The sequence below is a fragment of the Paradesulfitobacterium ferrireducens genome, assembly GCF_017310645.1.
GTDB classification, from domain to species: Bacteria; Bacillota; Desulfitobacteriia; order Desulfitobacteriales; family Desulfitobacteriaceae; genus Paradesulfitobacterium; species Paradesulfitobacterium ferrireducens.
In genome coordinates this window covers 34,879-56,603 of the sequence record NZ_JAFLRH010000021.1, presented here as the reverse complement: position 1 = coordinate 56,603, position 21,725 = coordinate 34,879, and the positions used below count along the sequence as shown (strand labels likewise).

At 51.5% G+C, this 21,725-nt stretch carries 18 protein-coding genes; 16 read left to right on the top strand and 2 right to left on the bottom strand.

The genetic code is table 11. The features are described 5' to 3' along the window. Nucleotide 1: 1 nt before the first annotated feature. The 9 genes from J0X21_RS08705 (at nucleotide 2) to J0X21_RS08665 (ending at nucleotide 9,029) form a co-directional block, all read left to right on the top strand. Complete coding sequence (locus tag J0X21_RS08705) at nucleotides 2-790, top strand: FhaA domain-containing protein (RefSeq protein WP_206811805.1); 789 nt, start codon at nucleotides 2-4, stop codon at nucleotides 788-790. A gap of 10 nt (nucleotides 791-800) precedes the next feature. After that, on the top strand, nucleotides 801-1,244 hold the full coding sequence (locus J0X21_RS08700) for an FHA domain-containing protein (protein ID WP_206811804.1): 444 nt from the start codon (nucleotides 801-803) through the stop codon (nucleotides 1,242-1,244). Beyond that, a complete protein-coding gene (locus tag J0X21_RS08695; RefSeq protein ID WP_206811803.1) occupies nucleotides 1,231-1,950 on the top strand; it encodes a Stp1/IreP family PP2C-type Ser/Thr phosphatase in 720 nt (239 codons plus the stop codon). The genes J0X21_RS08700 and J0X21_RS08695 overlap by 14 nt, the downstream gene beginning before the upstream one ends. Nucleotides 1,951-1,955: 5 nt before the next feature. Continuing rightward, the gene (locus J0X21_RS08690; protein WP_206811802.1) at nucleotides 1,956-3,233 is read left to right on the top strand and encodes an FtsW/RodA/SpoVE family cell cycle protein; all 1,278 of its coding nucleotides are present in this window, start codon (nucleotides 1,956-1,958) and stop codon (nucleotides 3,231-3,233) included. Then, nucleotides 3,230-4,636 carry a peptidoglycan D,D-transpeptidase FtsI family protein gene (locus tag J0X21_RS15705; RefSeq protein WP_206811801.1) on the top strand — a complete coding sequence of 469 codons (1,407 nt, stop codon included), beginning with the start codon at nucleotides 3,230-3,232 and terminating at the stop codon, nucleotides 4,634-4,636. The genes J0X21_RS08690 and J0X21_RS15705 overlap by 4 nt, the downstream gene beginning before the upstream one ends. Nucleotides 4,637-4,641: 5 nt before the next feature. Then, nucleotides 4,642-6,546, top strand: a complete 1,905-nt coding sequence (gene pknB / locus J0X21_RS08680; protein ID WP_206811800.1) for a Stk1 family PASTA domain-containing Ser/Thr kinase — start codon at nucleotides 4,642-4,644, stop codon at nucleotides 6,544-6,546. 236 nt (nucleotides 6,547-6,782) lie between these two features. Then, nucleotides 6,783-7,721, top strand: coding sequence for a ribosome small subunit-dependent GTPase A (gene rsgA, locus J0X21_RS08675; RefSeq protein WP_206811799.1), 939 nt, complete (start codon nucleotides 6,783-6,785; stop codon nucleotides 7,719-7,721). Nucleotides 7,722-7,723: 2 nt separating this feature from the next. After that, the gene (gene rpe, locus J0X21_RS08670; protein WP_407947637.1) at nucleotides 7,724-8,389 is read left to right on the top strand and encodes a ribulose-phosphate 3-epimerase; all 666 of its coding nucleotides are present in this window, start codon (nucleotides 7,724-7,726) and stop codon (nucleotides 8,387-8,389) included. Between the two features lies 1 nt (nucleotide 8,390). Beyond that, entirely contained in the window at nucleotides 8,391-9,029 is a 639-nt protein-coding gene (locus tag J0X21_RS08665) for a thiamine diphosphokinase (protein WP_206811798.1), read from the top strand. Between the two features lie 155 nt (nucleotides 9,030-9,184). On the opposite strand, the gene J0X21_RS08660 is transcribed toward J0X21_RS08665, so the two are convergent. Then, a complete protein-coding gene (locus tag J0X21_RS08660; RefSeq protein ID WP_206811797.1) occupies nucleotides 9,185-9,550 on the bottom strand; it encodes a response regulator in 366 nt (121 codons plus the stop codon). A 224-nt stretch (nucleotides 9,551-9,774) separates the two neighbouring features. Then, nucleotides 9,775-9,966: a 50S ribosomal protein L28 gene (rpmB, locus tag J0X21_RS08655; RefSeq protein ID WP_206811796.1), complete on the bottom strand. Its 192-nt coding sequence runs from the start codon at nucleotides 9,964-9,966 to the stop codon at nucleotides 9,775-9,777. A 308-nt stretch (nucleotides 9,967-10,274) separates the two neighbouring features. Between rpmB and J0X21_RS08650 the strand changes: the two genes are divergently transcribed. The 7 genes from J0X21_RS08650 to gltB all read left to right on the top strand — a co-directional run bounded on the left by J0X21_RS08650 (nucleotide 10,275) and on the right by gltB (nucleotide 21,710). Beyond that, a complete protein-coding gene (locus tag J0X21_RS08650) occupies nucleotides 10,275-10,634 on the top strand; it encodes an Asp23/Gls24 family envelope stress response protein (protein ID WP_206811795.1) in 360 nt (119 codons plus the stop codon). Between the two features lie 86 nt (nucleotides 10,635-10,720). Further along, nucleotides 10,721-12,253, top strand: a complete 1,533-nt coding sequence (locus J0X21_RS08645; RefSeq protein WP_206811815.1) for a DAK2 domain-containing protein — start codon at nucleotides 10,721-10,723, stop codon at nucleotides 12,251-12,253. Nucleotides 12,254-12,459: 206 nt separating this feature from the next. Continuing rightward, complete coding sequence (gene sdaAB / locus J0X21_RS08640) at nucleotides 12,460-13,131, top strand: L-serine ammonia-lyase, iron-sulfur-dependent subunit beta (RefSeq protein WP_206811794.1); 672 nt, start codon at nucleotides 12,460-12,462, stop codon at nucleotides 13,129-13,131. Between the two features lie 11 nt (nucleotides 13,132-13,142). Continuing rightward, nucleotides 13,143-14,006, top strand: coding sequence for an L-serine ammonia-lyase, iron-sulfur-dependent, subunit alpha (gene sdaAA, locus J0X21_RS08635; protein WP_206811793.1), 864 nt, complete (start codon nucleotides 13,143-13,145; stop codon nucleotides 14,004-14,006). 44 nt (nucleotides 14,007-14,050) lie between these two features. After that, nucleotides 14,051-16,435 carry an ATP-dependent DNA helicase RecG gene (gene recG / locus J0X21_RS08630; RefSeq protein ID WP_407947639.1) on the top strand — a complete coding sequence of 795 codons (2,385 nt, stop codon included), beginning with the start codon at nucleotides 14,051-14,053 and terminating at the stop codon, nucleotides 16,433-16,435. Nucleotides 16,436-16,606: 171 nt separating this feature from the next. Next, a complete protein-coding gene (locus J0X21_RS08625) occupies nucleotides 16,607-16,726 on the top strand; it encodes a small, acid-soluble spore protein, alpha/beta type (protein ID WP_206811791.1) in 120 nt (39 codons plus the stop codon). A 319-nt stretch (nucleotides 16,727-17,045) separates the two neighbouring features. Continuing rightward, complete coding sequence (gltB, locus tag J0X21_RS08620; RefSeq protein ID WP_206811790.1) at nucleotides 17,046-21,710, top strand: glutamate synthase large subunit; 4,665 nt, start codon at nucleotides 17,046-17,048, stop codon at nucleotides 21,708-21,710. Nucleotides 21,711-21,725 lie beyond the last annotated feature (15 nt).

Sequence of the window (21,725 nt, the reverse complement as noted above, 5' to 3'; positions counted from 1 at the left end):
TATGAGCCTGTTGGAACGGTTTGAAGAGGCTGCCGAACGCTTATTTACCGGTCCGTTCAAAAAAAATCTCAGCCGGCTTCAGCCTGTGGAAATCGCCAAGGAATTAATTAAAGCGATGTACAAGCACAAACAGGTCAGTGTCTCCCGGGTGTATGTACCGAATGTGTACCGGGTTTTTCTTCATTCCGGGGACTGGGGGCCATTGGCCAGCTTCGGGGATGCTTTCCTGATTGAGCTTTCGAAATATGTTTATAAAGAAGGGAGTCAGGCGGGGTTTACGTTTCTAACCAAGCCGGCGATCGAACTGCATGCGGATGATACGGTCAAAGCCCGGGAAATGTTCATTGAAACCGATTTTGACGATTCGGTTGAGGTCAAGTGGGAGGATGACCGGGACGAGGAAGCGGATGATTCCAACTGGCCCGAAAGAACCAATGTCATTCATCATGCGGTGCAGGCAAACTTGCACTTGGCCGAGGATCAAAGCAGGAATTTAGATTACTTTCTCGAAATCATTGAAGGACCGGATACAGGAAAGATTTTCCCGCTCACTGAGGGCAGCTTTTATATCGGGAGGCATACCCAATGCGAACTGATCCTGTCCGACCCCGAGGTGTCGCGCCGTCATGCGGCCTTAACTCAGAGTGAACAAGGGTGGATGCTTGACGATCTTGGCAGTACCAATGGCACCTGGGTTAATAATCAACGGATTACCCTGAACGCAGTGGCGCCGGGGGACCGGATTCAGCTCGGACAGACGGTTATGGTGATAAAGCGCAGGACTGCATGAAGGTGGTTTTATGCAAAGTATTTTAGTCATTGGGCGGCTGGTTTTTGTTGCCCTTATTTATCTTTTTCTCTTCAGAGTTTTGACGGCGCTCTTGGCCGATCTCCAGGTCAAAGGGTTTTTTAGCCGGCCGGAGCGGGAATTCGGCCGCCTGGAAGTTTTGACCGGAAGCGAGAGCCTGCCGCGGGGCAAAACCTTTCGCGTGGACGGCAAAGGCCTCCGGATCGGGCGCGGCAAAAATAATGACATTATCCTGCCTGACCATTTTGCTTCGATGGAGCACGCCTATTTTCGCCAGTATAAAGGAAAGACGTTCATCGAAGATCTGGGGAGCACGAATGGAACCTGGGTCAACGGAGAACGCATCAACTCTCCGGTGCAGCTCGTTGTTGGAGACTATGTGAAAATAGGAAGTATTACTTTCCAGTATTCGAGGTGGCAAAATGAGAATTCTTAGTTTCAGCGAAACCGGGTGTGTGCGCAAAAATAACGAAGACGCTTACCTGGTGCTGTCAGAATACGGACTCTACGCGGTGGCAGACGGCATGGGGGGCCATTTGGCCGGAGAAGTGGCGGCGCGCACGGCGCTTCAGGAATTGGAACGGATCGCTCCCGAACTGGCTGAGCTCGCTGACGCTGAAGTGGAATCCTGGCTCATGACGGCCTTAACCCGGGCGAATACCTTGGTCTTTGAATCCTCCAGCCGCCTCCCTGAGACAGAGGGTATGGGCACGACCTTAACCGTGCTGATCGTACGCGGCTCTTTGGCCGTGATTGCCCATGTCGGGGACAGCAGGGCCTATATCTGGCGGGAGGAGAGGCTGGAGCGGCTTACAGATGACCACTCCCTGGTCGGAGAACTCCTGCGCCTGGGCCAAATTTCCGTTGAGGAAGCGGAAAACCATCCGCGCCGTCATGTTCTCATGCGGGCCATCGGGGCCGAGGAGAAAATTCAAGTGGACTGCCGCAGCCTGGAAGCGAAAGCCAAGGATGTCTTTCTCCTGTGCACAGACGGGTTTTCCAATATCTTAACGGAAGAGGAAATCGGACAGGAATTTTTAGAAGAGAGTTCGTGGGAAGAACACTTGGAGAACTTGAGGCAATTAGTGTTGGAGCGGGGAGCGCCGGATAATTTCACGGCTCTCTGCTGCATTGTGGAGTGATTGGTATGCAGCGATTGACACTCCGGATGATTATCCTGGCTATTCTCTGGGTGGGTTTGGGCCTGCTCAAACTCCAGGGCAAACTGACCCCCGACATCGTGTGGCAAGCGGGTATTTTTTCGTTCTTGCTGGTTGCAGGCAGTTTGCTGGAATACCTGCTGCATTACCGGGGGGATCCTTTTATTCTCCCTGCGGTCGAAGCGATTGTGGCGATTGGACTGGTGTTTCTGGTAAGGATCAGCCCGGAAACAGGGCTGCGCCAGTTTTTGTGGGCCAACCTGGGGCTGGTGGTGTTCTATGGCATGCTCTGGATTTTGCGTGATTACCGGCGCCTCAGCCGCTTAACCTATCTCTGGGGTTTAGCGGCGGTGGGACTGCTGTTTCTGACCCTGGTGCTTGGGGTGAGCAAAGGGGGGGCGACCAGCTGGCTGGAGGTGGGCGGCCTTACCTTTGAACCGGAGGAATTGGTCAAAGTGGCGGCTTTGCTTTTCCTGGCATCCTATCTCGGGGAACACAAGGAGCTTTTGAAAATCGGGACGGTGCAAATAGGGCGTTTCTCCATCCCGGATATCCGGACCTTGGGGCCGTTTGTGATTATGGCCGGGGTTTCTTTAGGACTGCTCGCCGCTCAGAAAAGCTTAGGCACAGCCCTGGTATTCTATACCTTGTTTGTGCTGCTGATTTATGTGGTGACTGAGAGACCCTTATATCTGGGCATCTCTCTGCCTATGCTCCTGCTCACGGGTTCTTTGGGGTATTTCTTGTTTGGGCACGTCCAGCGCCGGGTGGAAGTCTGGCTTAACCCCTGGCAGGATGTATCCGGCAACGGGTTTCAGATTGCCCAGTCTCTCTTTGCCATTGGCGGGGGCCAGGTGATTGGAACGGGCTTGGGGAACGGGATTGGCGCTTTTACCGTGCCGGCCGTCAGTACGGACTTTATTTTCGCGGTGATTGCGGAAGAACTGGGGTTTGCGGGAGCGATGGCCTTATTAAGCTTGTTCCTGGTGGTCGTGATGCGGGCCTTTGTGGTCAGCCTGAGTGCCAAAGACCAGTTCGGCCAGATTCTGGCTGCCGGGATCGCGATCTTAATCGCCACCGAGACCCTGATTATCCTGTTGGGGGTAACCAAGCTCCTACCCCTGACCGGGATTCCTCTTCCCTGGGTCAGCTATGGCGGCAGCTCCCTTTTAACTCATTTTCTTTTGTTGGGGCTTTTGGCCAACATTTCTGAAACAGCGGCCGTTCATGCAGCGCGCGCTCCGAGAAGGGAGTATGCCGCATGATCAGAGGGTTGCGCCAAGTGGCTTTGGGAATCGCCTCCAGCTTCATCCTGCTTAGTCTTGGTCTGGTTTACTGGCAGGTGGTGAAATCAGACGCCCTTTTGCAGAATCCGGCCAATCGCCGTTTGGTCATGCTGGAAGGCAGGGTGCTAAGGGGAGGAATTTTTGACAGAAATGGCGAAGTATTAGCGCAAACCAAGAAAAACAACGGAAAATCTGAACGGGTCTATCCCAAGGGTGAGGCCTTTGAACCGTTGCTTGGGTATGCGACTTTGGCTCACGGGTCTGCGGGCTTGGAAGCGGGTTTGGCCAACTGGCTCCTGGGCATGAAAAATGCAACCCCCGCGCAGGAACTGCAGCGGATGTTTAATCTGCCGCGGGCGGGGGATGATGTGGTCCTGACCCTGGATTCCCGCCTGCAAAAGACGGCCTATGAAGCTCTTAAAGGCAAGGTCGGGGCGGCAGTGGCCCTTGATCCACGCACAGGGGCGGTTCTGGCTTTGGTCAGCCAGCCGAGCTATAATCCGAACACCTTGGAAGAAAAGTGGGATGCCATCTCCAAGGGCAAGGACGGCCCGCTGCTGAACCATGCTTTTGCCTTATTCCCGCCGGGGTCGACCATGAAGGTTGTGACTTCGGCAGCCCTCCTGCGTTCAAACCTGAATGTGAGTGATCTTTACCAGTGCACCGGCTCAACGGTCATTAACGGCCAGGTGATCCGGGAACAGAATGACCGCGCCCACGGCTGGGTTAATTACAACATGGCCCTGGCGGCTTCCTGCAATACCTATTTTGCGACGCACGGGGTTGAGGCGGGGGAAGAGAGATTCCTGACCGCTGCCAAAAACTTCGGTTTTGGGCAGAAGATACCGTTTGAACTTTATGTTCCGCCGAGTCAGATCACAAACGGGGAACTGGTCCCGAAAACACTGGACCGCAATTTGCTCGCTGCCAGTACCTTCGGGCAGGGTGAGGTCTTGGTCAGCCCGTTTCATATGGCCCTGATTGCTTCGGGAATTGCCAACAGCGGGCAGATCATGACCCCCTACCTGGTAGAACGGGTTCTGGACAGCGACCAAAATATCTTATATAAGAACCAGGCAAAACCCTGGCTTACAGCCTTATCCCCTGAGGAAGCGGACAAGGTCAAGAGCGCGATGATTTCAGCGGTGAATGACGGGACGGCGGCGCCGGGGGCTTTGCCCAATGTGCAGGTGGCGGCCAAGACCGGATCGGCTGAGCCGGGCGGAAATGTTCCGACCCATGCCTGGTACATTGCTTTCGCACCGGCGGACAAGCCCACGATTGCAGTGGCAGTCTTAGTGGAACACGGGGGCACCGGAGGAGGAGCGGCTGCTCCGATTGCCCAGGCGATGATAGCCCAAGCATTATCAGAAGGCAGGTGATCAAGGTGAGCAAAATATTTGGAGGGCGTTACGAAGTTCTGGAACAGATTGGCACCGGGGGCATGGCGGTTGTCTATAAAGCGAAAGACGTACTGCTCAACCGGATTGTCACGATTAAAGTGCTGCGTGAGCAGTTCGGGAGTGATGAGGAATTTCTGCGCCGTTTCCGGCGGGAGGCTCAAGCCGCCGCCAGCCTGTCCCATCCCAATATTGTTTCAATCTATGACGTGGGCAAAGATGGGGAAATCGAATATATCGTGATGGAATATATCGAGGGGCGCAATTTGAAAGAAATCATCCGCAATTATGCTCCGCTTTCACCGGAACAGGCCATTCTCATTGCCAAGCAAATCGGGGAAGCGATCCATCATGCCCATGAGCATCATATCATTCACCGGGATATCAAGCCCCAGAACATTCTGGTGACAGCGGACGGCCGGGTGAAAGTCACGGATTTCGGAATTGCCCGGGCTGTGTCTTCGGCCACGGTGACCCATACCGGAAACATTGTCGGTTCGGTGCATTACCTGTCTCCGGAACAGGCCAAAGGGATTCAGAGCAATGAACAGTCTGATATCTATTCTCTGGGCATCATTCTGTATGAGATGGTGACGGGAAAAGTCCCGTATGACGGGGAGACCCCGATTGCCATTGCCTTAAAACACCTGCAGGAGCAGGTCGTTCCCCCGATCAAGCTGAATCCGCGGATTGGGCAGGAACTGGAGCATGTGATCATGCGGGCGGTGGCTAAATCGCCGGAGACCCGTTACCCGAGCGCCCGCGAACTGCTGAAAGATCTGGAGCGGGTTCAAGCCGGGCGCCCGGTGGAGCGGCCGCTGCCGGATCCTCCTGACATCGAAGCGACCATTGTGCACAAATCTCTGAGTAAGGAGATTGCGGAGGCTGCCCAGGGAGAAGCACCCAAGCCAAAGAAAAAGTTGAATAAGCGCCGGGTTTGGGCCGTCGTGCTGGGGGTGTTTATTGTTCTGGCAGGGGCCACAACCCTATGGGCCCGCAGTTATTTTGGAGGGGCGAGCGTGATCGTGCCCCCGTTGGAAAATTTAACGGTGCGGGATGCGGGTATCGCCTTGGAAAAACTCAAGCTCACTCTGGCGCCGAACCCGGAGCAAGAATTTAGCGATAAGGTGGAAGAAGGGAAAATAATCCGACAGACACCAACCGCAGGCTCAACTTTGAAGGAAGGAAAGGAAGTTGCGGTTGTTGTCAGCAAAGGAGCGGATAAAGCTGAATTTCCTGATCTTCTGAGCCGCGCCTTTACGAAAGACCAAGCCATCTATATGCTGCAAACGGCCGGGTTTACGGCTACCCCCACCATTGAAGAGCGTCCGGGCCAGGACGTTCCGGAGGGAGTCGTGGTGGCTCAGGACCCCGCGCCCAAAACTCCGTGGCCGAAAAGCGGGCCGATTCATTTGACTGTCAGCGGCGGACCGCTGGTGCAGACAATCCCTATGCCTAACATTGTGGGTTGGGGAGTGGAGGATGCGCAGAAAGAAATAAAAGATAAAAAGCTCGTTTGGGGCTCGGTCTCCAGTGAACCGTCTAACATTTATCCTCCCAATGTCGTAATCAGCACGACGCCTAAGGCCAATGAACCCATCGCCCAGGGAAGCGAAGTTACCGTGGTCATCTCCAGAGGACCCGGACCGGTGGCGCGTGAACTCGACCAGCGAATGATTCTAGCCAATTTGCTGCATGCGGTGCCCAATGATGGGAAAACTCATAATGTGGCCATAAAACTAAATGATTCCCAGGGTCAGCATGAGGTCTGGCAGGGAAATTACCAGGTCGGGATGACGGAAGGCGTTCCCGGTGAGGTGCGCTACTATCCGCCTGCCGTTTTGCAAATCCTGGTGGACGGAACGGTTGAATATGAGAACGAAGTCAGTTGATTTTAATTCAGGTAACTATTTGGGCAAGGTAGTCAGGAACGTTAGTCTCCAGTGGAGACTAACGCCGTTCGGCCAAGCAGCAGAGAAATTCTTCCGGCCGAACGGATCAGAAGACAGGAGTCAGAATAAGGATCCGATGTATTCTGAATTCTGACTCCTGAATCCTGAATACCTGAATAGTTTATAATTCAGGATGGTAAATATGTCTGGATCGGGAACTATGATTGAGGGAAAACATGATTGAAGGAATCTTACTTAAAGGGTATGGCGGGTTTTATTATGTGTACGCGGAAGGCCGGGTATGGGAGTGTTCCCTGCGCGGTCGCTTTCGTATCCGGGATCAGGAGTTCTTTCCCGGAGACCGGGTAGAGATTCTGCCGGCAAAGTCTGACAAAGCAGTGATTGAGAAGGTCAAGGAACGGCGCAACTCGCTTGTGCGCCCCACCATTGCCAATGTGGATCAGGCTTTCCTGGTCTTTGCCCTCACCTCACCCAAACCGGACCTGAATCTGCTTGACCGCCTCTTAATCCAGGTGACGGACGCCGGGGTCAGCCCGGTGATTGTCTTTACCAAGCTGGATTTATGGAAAGAAGCAGAGAGCCTTGAGGGGGAAGAAGTACGTTCCGGAAAGGAAAAGAGCCCGGGAACAGAGGATAAAGGGATTCAGGAAAATGTAATGGGAATATACGAAAATATCGGGTATAAGGTTCTGGCCGTATCGAATACAACCAAGCGGGGAATACCCGGGGTGGTTGCGGAATTAGCGGATAAGATCAGCGTGCTCGCCGGTCCGTCCGGTGTCGGCAAGTCGAGTCTGCTGAACGCTCTCTCTCCGGAGCTTGCACTGAAGACAGGGGATGTAAGCCGCAAGCTGGCCCGGGGACGCCATACCACCCGGCATGTGGAATTGATGGTGGCTGGCGGGGGGTTGGTGGCAGACACGCCCGGATTTTCCGTGCTTAATCTTCCGGCCATGAAGAGAGAGGAATTGCCGCACTTTTTCCCGGAGTTTGAAGCGTTCCTCGGACATTGCCGTTTTAAGAGCTGCCTGCATGATCAGGAACCGGACTGCGCTGTCAAAGAAGCCTTGGCTCAAGGAAAAATTGCGCCGTCCCGCTATGAGCATTATCAAACATTTTTGCATGAAGTGATTGCTGCTGAGAGGAGATACTAACCGTGATTGCACCTTCGATTTTATCGGCTGATTTTGCCCGCTTAGGAGAACAAGTGCGCCTGGTGGAAAAGGCCGGGGCGAAAATCTTGCATATCGATGTCATGGACGGGCATTTTGTACCCAACATCACCTTCGGACCGGCTTTGCTTAAAGCCTTGCGCCCACACTCCAGGATGCGTTTTGACGTCCACCTCATGATCGAGGAACCGGAACGTTATGTGGCGGATTTCGCAGCGGCAGGGGCTGACCACATCACCGTGCATTGGGAAGCCTCCCGGCATGCCCACCGCCTGATCCAGCAGATCAAAGGCCTTGGAGTTACAGCCGGGCTGGCGCTCAACCCTGCCACTCCGGTGGAAATGCTTCACGATATCCTGGAAGACCTGGACATGGTTTTGCTCATGAGTGTAAACCCGGGTTTCGGGGGCCAGCAGTTTATCCCCGGGGTTTTGCGCAAGCTTGAAGCCGTACGCCGTCAATTGGAGTCGAGCAAGAACCAAGCCTGTGAGATTGAAGTAGATGGGGGAATCCATACCGGGACCGCTCCTTCAGTCATTCAAGCCGGTGCCCAGATCCTGGTCGCCGGGGCAGCCGTCTTCGGTGCTCCAGACCCTGCCCGAGCTTACCGCGAGTTAGAATCCCTCAGCGAAGGCTTTGGGGGCGATTGAGTTGAGAATTGCGGTGATTGCCGGCGGGGAATGGGATGCGCGCTGGGGCAAAGAAGAATTGCAGAATATACACTTTTTAGTGGCGGCTGACCGGGGCGGAGATGCTGCCCTGGCTGCCGGGCGAGTCCCGGATCTTCTGATCGGAGATCTCGATTCTATTTCTGAGGCCGGTTTGAATCAGATCAAGAGCTCTGGGGTTAAGATAGAACAGTACCCGCAGGCAAAAGATGAGACGGATTTGGAACTGGCACTGAATCGAGCCATTGCCAAAGCCCGGGCAGCCTCTGAGACGGATATTATTCTTTACGGAGCCAGCGGCGGCCGCATTGACCACTTTATGGGAAATGTCGCTCTAATGCTTATGACTGCCCGCCAAGGTCTGCGCCTCATCTTAAAGGACAAGCAGCATGAGGCCTGGGTCATGAACGGACTTAATCATATTCAAGGAGAGCCAGGACAAAAGATTTCTCTGATCCCGCTCACGGAAAAAGCCGTGGTAACTACGGATGGATTGGCATATCCGCTCAAGGCGGAATCTCTGTGGCAGTATTCCCCCAGAGGAGTCAGCAATGTGTTTCTGGAGAAGGAGGCCACGGTCGAGGTGAGCGAAGGGTATGTCCTTGTTGTGCTGGTGAGATAACTCCCGGCAAAGCTGCTAGCCGGGGGATTCAGAGTAAAAAGCGAAGGACTGATCAGATGAACGCAGACGAACTGTGTGCCATGAACATTATCAGTTTACAGAGATGGAATTGCAGGAGATCTTGGAACGAACGCGTAAATAGACGTTTTATAAGTCTAATGTTCGTTAGTTTCAAGCAAGCTGGAGACCTGCTCGACTAAGGTTTCAATCTTTATGGGTTTGCTTAAGATCCTGGTTACTCCTAGAGCCTGATAGTGGGGAAGATACTCGGATTCCAGATAGCCGGAAATCACAAGCACAGGAATCTTTTGCATCTCAGGAACTTGTTCGAGAATAGAGAAACCGTGCATATCCGGAAGACGGTGGTCGAGGATGAGAAGATCAGGGTGAAAACTGGCGATCTCTTGGACAGCGGAAGAACCACTGGCATATTCATAGATTTCAGCTTCCATTGGTTCCAGGGCATTCTTATAAAGCTTTCGAATCGCCGGGAAATCTTCAACAATGGCAATTCTTCTCATTATTACACCTCCGACTTGTATTAAGTTAGGGAATTCGAGTTTCTTTAACAATATTCCTGCAGCGTATTATCACTAAGAATGTCGCAAAATAGAAAAACACGTCGTTTAGACGGGAAAATGATATAATTTACCTCAAAAATGCTTAGATGCATCCATTTAGCCTTCGACAGAGGAGATTAATGAAGAAAAAAAGCCCGGTAAAAACCGAGCTTTTCATTCGCTAATTATACTGCACGTTGAACTTTGCCTGACCGCAAGCACCTGGTGCAAACTTTGATCCGGGTGGGAGTACCGTTTACAAGGGCGCGCACCCTTTGCAAGTTAGGTTGCCAAGTCCGCTTGGTCCGTATATGAGAGTGGCTGACTTGAATCCCAGTGGTAACTCCTTTACCGCATACAGCACAAACATTTGCCATACTTTACGCCTCCTTTGCACCACAAAATGACACTTATATATTTTATCAAAAGATATTAATCTTGGCAAGGTTTTACCATTTATTTTGATATAGTTTGAAGTTTGATTTTTTGCGGTTTTATTTTTGCTGGAATTCAAGTTGTCTGAATTCAGCACTCAGAATGATTTTTCAAAGGATATTAGTTCAATTAATTCAATTGCTCTTGAATTTACCGCAAAATCTTTTGGTTTTTAAGCTTTTTTCTTTGAAGAAATTTCATTTCCTTGATAGAATGTTGGTGGACATAGCAAGCGGGGAGGTTCCGTTCAATGGGTAAAGAAATCAATAACAGTCTGGGGAAAATTGACATATCCGAAGAGGTCATCGCAACGATTGCCGGAGCTGCTGCGATTGAATGTTATGGATTAGTAGGGATGGCTTCCCAAAAGAAAATCACGGACGGGGTTGCGGATTTATTAGGACGGGAAAACCTGGCCAAAGGGGTTCAAGTCTCGATCCAAGACGACGTTGTCGTGATTGACCTTTTTATTATCGTAGGCTATGGCGTGAGAATCTCTGAAGTCGCAAGCAATGTGATGGAACGGGTGCGTTACACGACTGAGAACTTTACAGGTTTAAAGGTTAGCCAGGTAAACGTTAATGTGCAGGGAGTACGCATTCTGGACTAGGAATATTCGAAACAAGAGTAGGAGGATATATTTTGATACCAGATACGGACTCGGGTAAGAACATAACCGGCCGGCAATGGAAGCAAATGATTGCCGGCGGGGCCAGGGCTTTGGAACAAAAAAAGCAGGAAGTGGATGCCCTGAATGTATTTCCTGTGCCTGACGGAGACACCGGCACCAATATGTTTTTAACCATCCAGTCGGCGGCCCGGGATGCCGAGCGGACATCGGGGGAATCGGTGTCTGAAGTCGCGGCGGCGGTCTCGATGGGCTCTTTAATGGGAGCCCGGGGGAATTCAGGAGTAATTCTGTCCCAGCTTTTACGGGGGATTGCCAAAGGAGTCGAAGGGCTGAAAACAGTGAATGCCGCTCAGTTGGCTCATGCCCTGCAAACCGGAGTGGATACGGCATATAAGGCGGTTATGAGGCCGGTGGAAGGTACGATTTTGACAGTATCCCGGGAGACAGCACGGGCAGCCCTGTCCAAGGCCAAACAAGGTGGTTCCCCCCTGGAGACGTTAATGGAAGGTTATCGCAAGGGCCAGGAGGCTTTGGCGAGAACTCCGGAACTTCTCCCGGCTTTAAAACAGGCTGGGGTGGTTGATGCCGGCGGGCAAGGGTTCTTGATCATATTAGGTGGTTGGATTGCCGTGCTCGAAGGCAAGGCGCTTCAGCCCGAGAGTTTTACAGCAGCGCAGCCGGTGCAGGAACCAGTTGCTCAGGGGATTGCCCGGGTTGAAAATTTAGAGTTTCCCTATTGTACGGAGTTTCTGGTAAAAGGCAGTGCCCTTAATCCTGAGCAAATACGCCAAGACCTAAAGGACTGGGGGGATAGCCTGCTCGTGGTCGGTACGCCGGAAGTGGTGAAAATCCATAATATGCTGGCCCAGAATGAAGCTGCGGCTCATGCCCAGAAAGAACCGCCGGCACCCGTCGAAAGTGCTCCTGGAGTGCCGGACAAAGAAAACGGCCTGGTCGCTGTGACCATGGGGGAAGGGATCAGCGAGATTTTTAAGAGTCTCGGCGTGGATGAACTGGTTGTGGGCGGCCAAACCATGAATCCAAGTACGGAGGATCTGGCTGAGGCTGTGAGAAAGGTCAGAGCGAAAAACATCTACATTCTGCCGAATAACAGCAATATTATGCTGGCTGCCCGCCAAGTGCAGGAAGTTGTCCCAGAGCGTTCCGTGAGCGTGATTCCCAGCAAGTCCATTCCCCAGGGGATTGCGGCCTTAATGAATTTTAATCCGGAAGGAGAAGCTGAGAATAATCTCATGGCAATGGAAACCGGGCTGGCATCTGTAAAATCCGGAGAAGTGACTTATGCGGTCAGGGATTCTCAGTGGGATGATCTTGAGATTAAAGCAGGGGATGTCCTAGGTCTAGTGGAGGATAAAATTGTGGCGACCGGAACCAGCTTAATGGCGGTAGCTCAGGCAACTTTGGAAAAAATGGAGTGGCGGACACGGGATTTGGTTACTATATTTTATGGACAAGAAGTGGAGCCACAGGAAGTGCAGCGTTTGCAGGACTGGCTGGGGCGCGAGAATTCCGGTGTGGAAGTCGAAACCCATCCGGGCGGACAACCCCTCTATTACTACATTTTTGGCGTAGAATAGTCTTCAGCACCCTCCGGTTGAACGAGACTTCATTCAGAGGGGGATTCAACCCCCTCTGAATGTTAGTCGAGTCCATACTGGACTTAACCGCCCTTTGCTATCTTTATAGGCAGGGGACTTAGGGCGGATTAGTTCAGTGCTTACCGGAGGGTTTTATCTAATGCTGGCGGGGTACAAGCGAAGTCTATTAGGGAGGAATCCAGAGCATGGGAAAAGCGAATGTGTTTGATTTATTAGGGCCCGTTATGGTCGGGCCTTCCAGTTCCCATACCGCTGGGGCAGTACGCTTAGGTGCAATGGCTCGTAAAATTTTTAACGGTGAGTTTACTCAAGTACATATTGTGCTGCACGGCTCTTTTGCGGAAACGGGTAAAGGGCATGGGACTAATCTCGCGCTAGTTGCCGGTCTTTTGAATATGAAGCCGGATGATGAACGGATTAGCCGTTCTTTGGAACTTGCAGATGAGCGTGGATTGAAGCTGGATTTTGCTCAAGCGGATTTAGGGGATGTCCATCCCAATACTGTGAAGTTTATTCTTAAAAGTACAGATGGGCGCCAAATGGAGATTACGGGATCTTCCATCGGAGGGGGAAGAATCGTCATCAAGGAAATTGATCAATTCTCGGTCGAGATTCCGGGAGATTATCATACTCTGGTGCTCTTGCACCGGGATTTGCCGGGGGTTGTGGCACAGGTGACTAATCTGCTGGCAGCGGCCCAAGTGAATATTGCCCAGATGCGGGTTTCGCGTGAAAAAAAAGGAGCTCAGGCTTTAACCGTTGTTGAAGCCGACCAGAAGATCGATCAGGATGCCTTGGCTTTGATCAGAAAGTTGCCGAGCGTTGTCCAGGCTATGGCTATTGAACCTTTGGAATAGGGGGAATCCTCATGCTTTCGTATGAAGACTTGGTAGTACAGGCTGAAAAGAAAAACCTCAAAGTAGGCGAGATCATCATTCTGGATCAAATGGAACAGTTAGAACAAACGGAAGCACAATTGCGCAGGCGTATGAGTGAGAATCTTCAGGTCATGCGTGACTCTGTTGCATCCGGTCTTACCGGAGAGCGCAAGTCCCTGTCCGGCTTGATTGGAGGAGATGCAGCCAAGGTTGAGGCCCGGCGCCTTAGGGGAGAAAGCTTGGTGGGAGAAACCGTCAGCAAAGCGATTGCACGCGCCCTGTCAGTCTCCGAGGTCAATGCGAGCATGGGTAAAATTGTGGCTGCGCCTACGGCAGGCTCGAGCGGGGTCTTGCCAGCGGTGCTTTTAACGGTTGAGGAATTATACCAGGCTGCGGAAAAGGATGTGATCACCGCCCTTTTTACTTCAGCGGGCCTGGGCATGGTGATTGCCGACCGGGCCAATGTCTCCGGAGCGGAAGGCGGGTGCCAGGCTGAAATCGGTTCGGCTACGGCCATGGCGGCTGCCATGGCCGTGGAGCTGGCCGGAGGGACTCCGCGTGCGGGTGCGCATGCAGCGGCTATTGCTCTCAAATCCATGCTCGGGCTGGTATGTGACCCGGTGGCCGGGCTGGTGGAAGTGCCGTGCGTGAAGCGCAATGCAACCGGGGCCACTCTGGCCCTGGCAGCGGCAGAAATGGCCCTGGCCGGAGTCAGGAGCGCCATCCCGATTGATGAAGTAATCGACACCATGGAAGCGATCGGGCGGCAAATGCCCTGTTCTTTAAGAGAAACGGCCCAGGGAGGGTTGGCCGTTACTCCGACTGCCCGAAGGATTCACGCGGATTTTCTGTAGCATCATCTGGTAATGCAAAGTTTTCTTTTTGGTTGATTTGAGGGATTCTGATGAAGGCGGAAACATTAATTATCAATAACTTAAAGAAAGCCCTGCGGGCTGAGGAAAGACATGGGTTTACCAATTCCGGAGCCCTCGGAGGTTTTTCATCATTCCTTCAGGGATTGGCGGCCAGGCTGGAACGGCTCTCCCCGGAAGGAGACTGGTCGGCGCTGCGCCGGATTGCCGAAGTGTATCAGACTTCAGGGCCCAGCAGCCGGCGGGCGCTGGTCGGGGAGCTGGTTTCTTACATTGCAATATGGGAACAGTCATCGCCTGTATCAGCGTCTTCTTCCGATAATCCTGCTCCTGAGCCGGTTCTATCAGAATCTGCTTCAGTTAAAAGTATAAGAGGCTCCGCAGCAGGAGGCCAACGTCCGGCTGCCTCTGCCAACAGCAGTTTGCGCTATGTCAAAGGGATAGGACCGGAAAGAGTGAAACTACTGGCCAAGCTCGGGATCAACACCCTGCCGGAGCTCTTTCTTCATTTCCCACGGCGCTATGAAGACAGAAGACCCAGAAGCATTGGAGACCTAAAAGACGGAGATTATGCCACGGTTATCGGTACGGTCACGGCGTCCCAGGTCAGCCAGGGCAGAATCAAGGTGATTAAGCTCAGCCTCGAACAAGAGGGGAGATTGATTTATGCTGTCTGGTTTAATCAGGCGTATATCTTAAAGCAGTACCCGGTCGGCACATCTTTGGCAGTGAGCGGGAAAGTGCGCTGGAACTATAAAGTTCCGGAGATTCTGGTGAGCGACAGTGAGATGGTGGAGGGGGGCTTAAGCCCGGCTGCGATCCTTCCGGTCTATTCGGAAACAGCCAAGCTTTCGTCTAAAGTCTTGCGCAAGTTCATCCAGAGCCAGCTGGAAAAGGTAACAGACTGTTTCCCGGAATACCTGCCGCCTGAGCTCAAGGGGAGCTGGATGGCCCGGGATGCAGCTTACCGCGAAATGCATTTTCCCTCAAGCTTTCCCTCTTTGGGCAAGGCGCGTGACCGCCTAGTTTGGGAAGAAGTTCTCTTTCTTCAGCTGGCGGTAGCCCGCCTGCGCCAAACACCGCGTGAATTCAAGAGCCCGGTGCTGGCGGGCGGGAATGAGTTGGTGCAGCGGTTCCGAGCCGGACTTCCCTATAAACTGACCCAAGCCCAGGAGCGGGTGCTTGAAGAAATCTTCCGGGACATGGCTCAGCCCCGGGGCATGACCCGCCTGGTGCAGGGAGATGTTGGCTCCGGCAAGACCGTAGTCGCGATGGCAGCCCTGCTCCAAGCCGCAGGCAGCGGCTACCAGGGGGCCATGATGGCGCCTACGGAAGTACTGGCTTGGCAGCATTATCAGTCGTTAAGGGAAGCGTTTACCCCCTTGGGAATCACGGTGGTTTCCCTGCTCGGGAGCCACAGCCGGGCGGAACGGGAAGAAAATTTGGAGTTAATCGCTTCGGGCCGGGCACAAATTGTAGTGGGAACACATGCCCTAATCCAAGAAAATGTGAAATTTTACGCTCTGGGCTTAGCTGTCACGGATGAGCAGCACCGCTTTGGAGTGCGCCAGCGTTCCCAGCTCCAGGAGAAAGGGGCGTATCCTCATGTCTTGGTTATGACGGCTACCCCCATTCCCCGGACCTTGGCCTTAACATTATACGGCGATCTCCAGATTTCAGTGGTGGATGAAATGCCCGCCGGACGCAAGCCTATCATCACCCGCAAGCTCTCGGAACGGTCACGGCCCAGCATGGAGCGGTTTTTAGCCCAGGAGTTGGAGCGGGGGCGTCAGGTTTATGTCGTTTGTCCTTTGGTGGAGGAATCCGAAGCACTCGATTTAGTCTCAGCCACGGAGCAATCCGAGGATCTGAAAGCCAAGTTTCCGGACAGACGGGTCGAACTTCTGCACGGGCGCATGAAAGGTTCTGAGAAGGAGGAGATAATGCGCGCTTTTCAGGCCGGAGAGATCAACATTTTGGTCTCAACCACGGTTATTGAGGTAGGGGTTAATGTCCCCAATGCCACCGTGATGGTGATTGAGCAGGCGGAACGCTTTGGGCTCGCTCAGCTGCACCAGCTCAGAGGCCGGGTGGGGCGCGGTTCGGAACAGTCCTATTGTATTCTCATGACGGAATCCCCCCGCAGCAAGCGTTTAGACATCCTGTGCCAGAGCCAGGACGGTTTCAAAATCGCTGAAGAAGACCTGAAACTGCGCGGACCTGGAGAACTTTTAGGTACAAGACAGCACGGGCTTACAGAACTGAGGCTGGCGGATTTGGCGCATGATGGCAGGCTAGTGGAACAAGCTTATGTGGCCGCCCAAAAAATACTGGCCCAGCCTGAGAATTATCCTGAGGTATGGCGGGAAATGGAGCGTTTTCACGACCCGCGCAAAGCGGGGATCAATTAAATTTATAAAATTCTTTTCCTAGTGTGGAATTTATTTGCGGGGATAAAAAGAGCTGTTTGTTTGATACTATCTTTAGAAATACAAGCTAAAACGTAAACGGGCGGCGATGAAGGCCCGCCCGCTCAACACAAAGCGATTAAGGAAAACTAAAAACAGAGGAGGTGTAAGCACGTGGCTGACAATAACAAAACGCAAGTTAAGCTCACACCTGAACTGGAGAAGTTTAAGTATGAAGTGGCGCAGGAAATAGGGATTGCAAACCGCAAGCATAAGAAATTCCCGAACACTTAAGGAAAGATTTTCAGTCAACTATGTGGAAACTAACCCTTAAGAAATGGAACATCCAAGCCTTGTATAAGCTAATTGCGGTAAAAACGGAGTCAATGTGAAAGAAGCAGGATAAAATCCTGCTTCTTTCGCTTATATTGTATACATTCGCTAAAACAGTTGAATTTTTTAATGGTCTTTGTTAACTTTAGAATGAACTAAATATTGAAGAGCAAAGGCGCTCAAAAAGTTTTTGTACTTTAAAGGCAGTACATTCTTTTTGGAGCACTTTTTTCTTTTGCTAAATACCAAATTCTGACTAATATTGAAGAGGGTGAGTGAAATGCAAGGTTACGGTTTGCCGGAAAAACAAGGCCTTTACGATCCGGCCTTTGAACATGATGCCTGCGGTATGGGATTTGTAGTGAATATCAAAGGTGAAAAGTCGCATGAAATTATAGATGAAGCCTTAACCGTCCTGGAGAATTTAAGCCACAGGGGGGCAAGCGGAGCGGATGAGCAGACAGGGGACGGGGCCGGAATCCTGGTTCAGATCCCGCATGATTTTTTCAAAAGGGAATGTGATGTCCTGGGATTCGAGCTGCCTGAACAAGGCAGCTATGGCGTCGGGATGATCTTTGCTCACAGGTATGATGACTTCCGGAAAACCCAGATAGAAACCTTTGAAACAATCGTTCGGGAAGAAGGCCAAAAGATTCTGGGCTGGCGGGAAGTTCCCATTGATAAGACCACTATCGGAGAAGGGGCAAAAGCCGTCATGCCCCGATTCATCCAGGTTTTTATTGGCAAGGGCAGCGGCATTTCCGATGCCATGGATTTTGAGAGAAAGCTTTATACCATCAGAAAAAGAGCGGAAAAAATAATTGTCCCGATGTGCGAAGACAAGGGCGGCACCTTTTATGTACCGAGCCTTTCTTCCAAAACTATTGTCTATAAAGGGATGCTGACAGCAGAGCAGCTGCGGAATTTTTATCTTGACCTATCAGACCTTGATTTTGTCTCCGCTCTGGCGATGGTGCATTCAAGGTTCAGTACGAATACTTTCCCCAGCTGGGAGAGAGCGCATCCCAACCGCTATATCGTGCACAACGGTGAAATTAATACCATTCGCGGGAATGTCAACTGGATGAAGGCGAGACAAAAATGCATTGATTCCCCGTTGTTTGACGATCTTTCTAAAGTCTACCCCATAATAGACGAGTCAGGCAGCGACTCGGCCATGTTCGATAACAGCCTGGAATTTCTTCACCTGACCGGAAGATCACTGCCCCACGCTGTCATGATGATGATTCCTGAACCCTGGGAAAAAAATGAGCTTATGTCTAAGGAAAAGAAGGAGTTTTATCAATTCAACAACTTCTTAATGGAGCCTTGGGACGGCCCTGCGGCCATGGGCTTTACGGATGGTGTAATCATCGGAGCCGTGCTGGATAGAAACGGGCTGCGACCCTCTCGTTATTATGTAACGAAAGACAATAAGGTCGTCTTAGCTTCAGAGGTTGGGGTTATTGACATTAAGCCGGAAAAGGTGAAGTATAAAGGCCGCTTGGAACCGGGGAAAATGCTTCTGATCGATACCCAAGCCAAGAGAATTATTGCTGACGAAGAAATTAAGAAAAGTGTAGCGATGCTGCATCCCTACGAAGATTGGAATAAAAAGCATATTGTCAAGCTCAGTGACTTGCCTGTCAAGGGCGTTCATCCAGTCAACGAATCCAAGGAAACTAAAGAAGCTAATGAAAGCAAGGAACTTGAGAAAACTAAAAAAGTGAAGCAGTTAAAGATCCCTCGGGTAGAACAGGTTAGAGAAGATCTTTTGCAGCAGCAGAAAGCTTTCGGCTACACGTTTGAGGATATTACCAAAACGATTCAACCCATGGCCCTTGAAGGAGCTGATCCAGTGGGTGCGATGGGTATGGATTCTCCTTTGGCTGTCTTATCGGAGAAGCCCCAGATGTTGTATCTTTATTTCAAGCAGCTCTTTGCCCAAGTGACCAATCCCCCGATTGACGGAATTCGGGAAGAAATTATTACCTCAAGCAGTATGCTCTTAGGGGATACGGGCAATTTGCTCGATCCCAACCAGAAGGATTCAGCCAGTTTGTTTCTTGAACATCCGATTCTAACGGATGAACAGTTGAATATTATCAAGAATCTTAATCATGGCAAGCTAAAGTCAGCTACCATTTCCATGCTTTATAAAGTTTCCGAAGGAGTAAAAGCGTTGGAGCGGGCTTTGGAGCGGGTTTTCAGAGATGCGGACAAAGCCATCCGGGACGGAGCCAACATCATCATCCTCTCAGACCGGGGTGTCAATGAGGAAATGGCTGCAATACCCGCCCTTTTGGCCTCCTCCGGGCTTCATCACCACCTGATTCGCCGGGAAATCAGGACTAATTTGGGAATTGTCCTGGAATCCGGGGAGCCGAGAGAAGTTCATCATTTCTGTACGCTCATTGGTTATGGAGTCACGGCTATAAACCCGTATTTGGCCTATGAAACCATCCGGGATCTCGCTGCCAAAGGCTTACTGGACGGCCTCAGTTATGAAGAAGGGCAAAAGAACTTTATAAAGGCTTCGGTGAAAGGGATTCTTAAAGTCATAACCAAAATGGGAATTTCGACCATCAGGAGCTATCATGGAGCCCAAATCTTTGAAGCTATCGGTCTGAGAAAAGATCTTGTCGACAGGTATTTCACCCACACACCTTCTCGGCTGGACGGCATAGGGCTCGAAGAAATTGCGCTGGAAAACCAGATGCGCCATGAAAGCGCCTATGCTGAAAGCTCGCCCTATGCAGATACCTTGGAGGTTGGCGGTCACTTCCAGTACAAAGATGACGGAGAAATTCACCTCTACAATCCCGAAACCATTTATCTTCTTCAGAGAGCCTGCAGGGAAGGGGACTACTCCCTCTATAAGAACTATTCTCAAAAGATTAATGATGAAAAGATAGTTACTATAAGACACCTATTGGATTTCAAGGTGAATCCCGGTGACACTATTCCGATTGAAGAAGTGGAACCGGTGGAATCGATCGTCAGAAGATTTAAGACCGGAGCCATGTCTTACGGTTCAATCAGCAAGGAAGCTCATGAATGCCTTGCCATTGCTATGAATCGCCTGGGAGGAAAAAGCAACACGGGTGAAGGGGGAGAAAACAGCGAACGCTTCACGGTAATGACCAATGGGGATTCGAAAAACAGTGCCATTAAACAGGTGGCTTCAGGACGGTTTGGAGTAACCAGCAACTATCTGGTGAATGCCCAGGAACTTCAGATTAAAATGGCTCAGGGAGCAAAACCCGGGGAAGGGGGCCAGCTTCCGGGACGCAAGGTTTACCCGGAAATCGCTAAAGTCAGGCATTCAACTCCCGGTGTCGGGCTTATCTCCCCCCCGCCTCACCATGATATCTATTCAATCGAAGATCTGGCCGAACTGATTCTTGACTTAAAAAATGCCAATAAGGACGCGCGCATCAGCGTCAAGCTTGTATCAGAAATTGGAGTAGGAACCGTTGCGGCAGGGGTAGCCAAAGGAAAGGCGGATGTCATTCTCATCAGCGGCTATGATGGGGGAACCGGGGCTTCGCCCAGAACGAGCATCCGCAATACAGGTCTCCCATGGGAGCTGGGTCTGGCTGAGACGCATCAGACCCTGGTTCTGAACAAGCTGAGAGACCGGGTGGTTCTGGAAACGGACGGCAAGCTGCTTTCCGGCCGGGATGTTGTCATTGCCGCCATGCTGGGGGCTGAGGAGTTCGGATTTGCCACCACTCCGCTGATTGCCATGGGATGTGTCATGATGAGGGTTTGCAATCTTAACACCTGTCCTGTGGGAATTGCGACTCAAGATGCAACCTTAAGGAAAAACTTCACAGGCAAGCCCGAGCATGTGGAAAACTTCATGCGCTTTGTTGCTCAGGAAATGCGCGAGATTATGGCTAAACTCGGCTTTAGGACGATCAATGAGATGGTGGGACGGACTGACCGGCTCAAAACAAAGGAAAATGTGAGGCACTGGAAAGCCTCCCAGCTTGATCTCGCTCAGATTCTATATCAGCCATACGCAGGAGCTGATGTTGGCCGTTTCAACACCCAAGCCCAGAATCACCGGCTGGAAGAATCCATGGATATGAAAAAACTGCTCAGAATCTGCCAGCCTGCCCTGGAACATCAGAAACCGATCCGGGCCAAACTCAAGATAAATAATGTGAACCGCGTCGTTGGAACCATTGTCGGCAGCGAAATTACCAAGCGCTATGAAGAAAATGGACTTCCTGAGGATACAATCAGGCTTTCCTTTGTCGGTTCGGCGGGACAGAGCTTTGGAGCCTTCATTCCCAAAGGATTGTCACTGGAACTGGAAGGTGATGCCAACGACTATTTAGGGAAAGGCCTCTCGGGCGGCAAAATGATTGTGTATCCTCCAAAATCAGCCGACTTTGAGCCGGAAAAAAATATCCTAATCGGAAATGTTGCCTTCTACGGGGCGACTTCCGGAGAAGCCTATATCAACGGGATTGCCGGGGAGAGATTCTGCGTTAGGAACAGCGGCTTAAAAGCGGTGGTAGAAGGTGTGGGTGACCATGGATGTGAATATATGACCGGAGGGAAAGTGGTGATCCTAGGCAGAACCGGCAGAAACTTTGCGGCCGGGATGTCCGGCGGGATAGCCTATGTTCTCGATTTTAACGACATTTATTGTAATCAGTCCATGGTGTCCCTGGAGAAAATCGAAATAGAAGAAGAAATGAATGAAATCCGGGCCATGATTGAAAAACACGTGCACTATACCGGCAGCCCCCTGGGTAAAAAAATTCTCGATGACTGGAAAGCGTATGCTTTGAGATTCACCAAAGTGATACCCACAGACTACAAGCGAATGCTTGAAAATATCGATAAGGCTTACCAGACGGGCTTAAGCGGGGAAGAAGCGATAATGGCGGCTTTTGAAGAGAACTTTAAAGTGGCAGCCAAGGCTTAAGGCAAGGGGGGACTG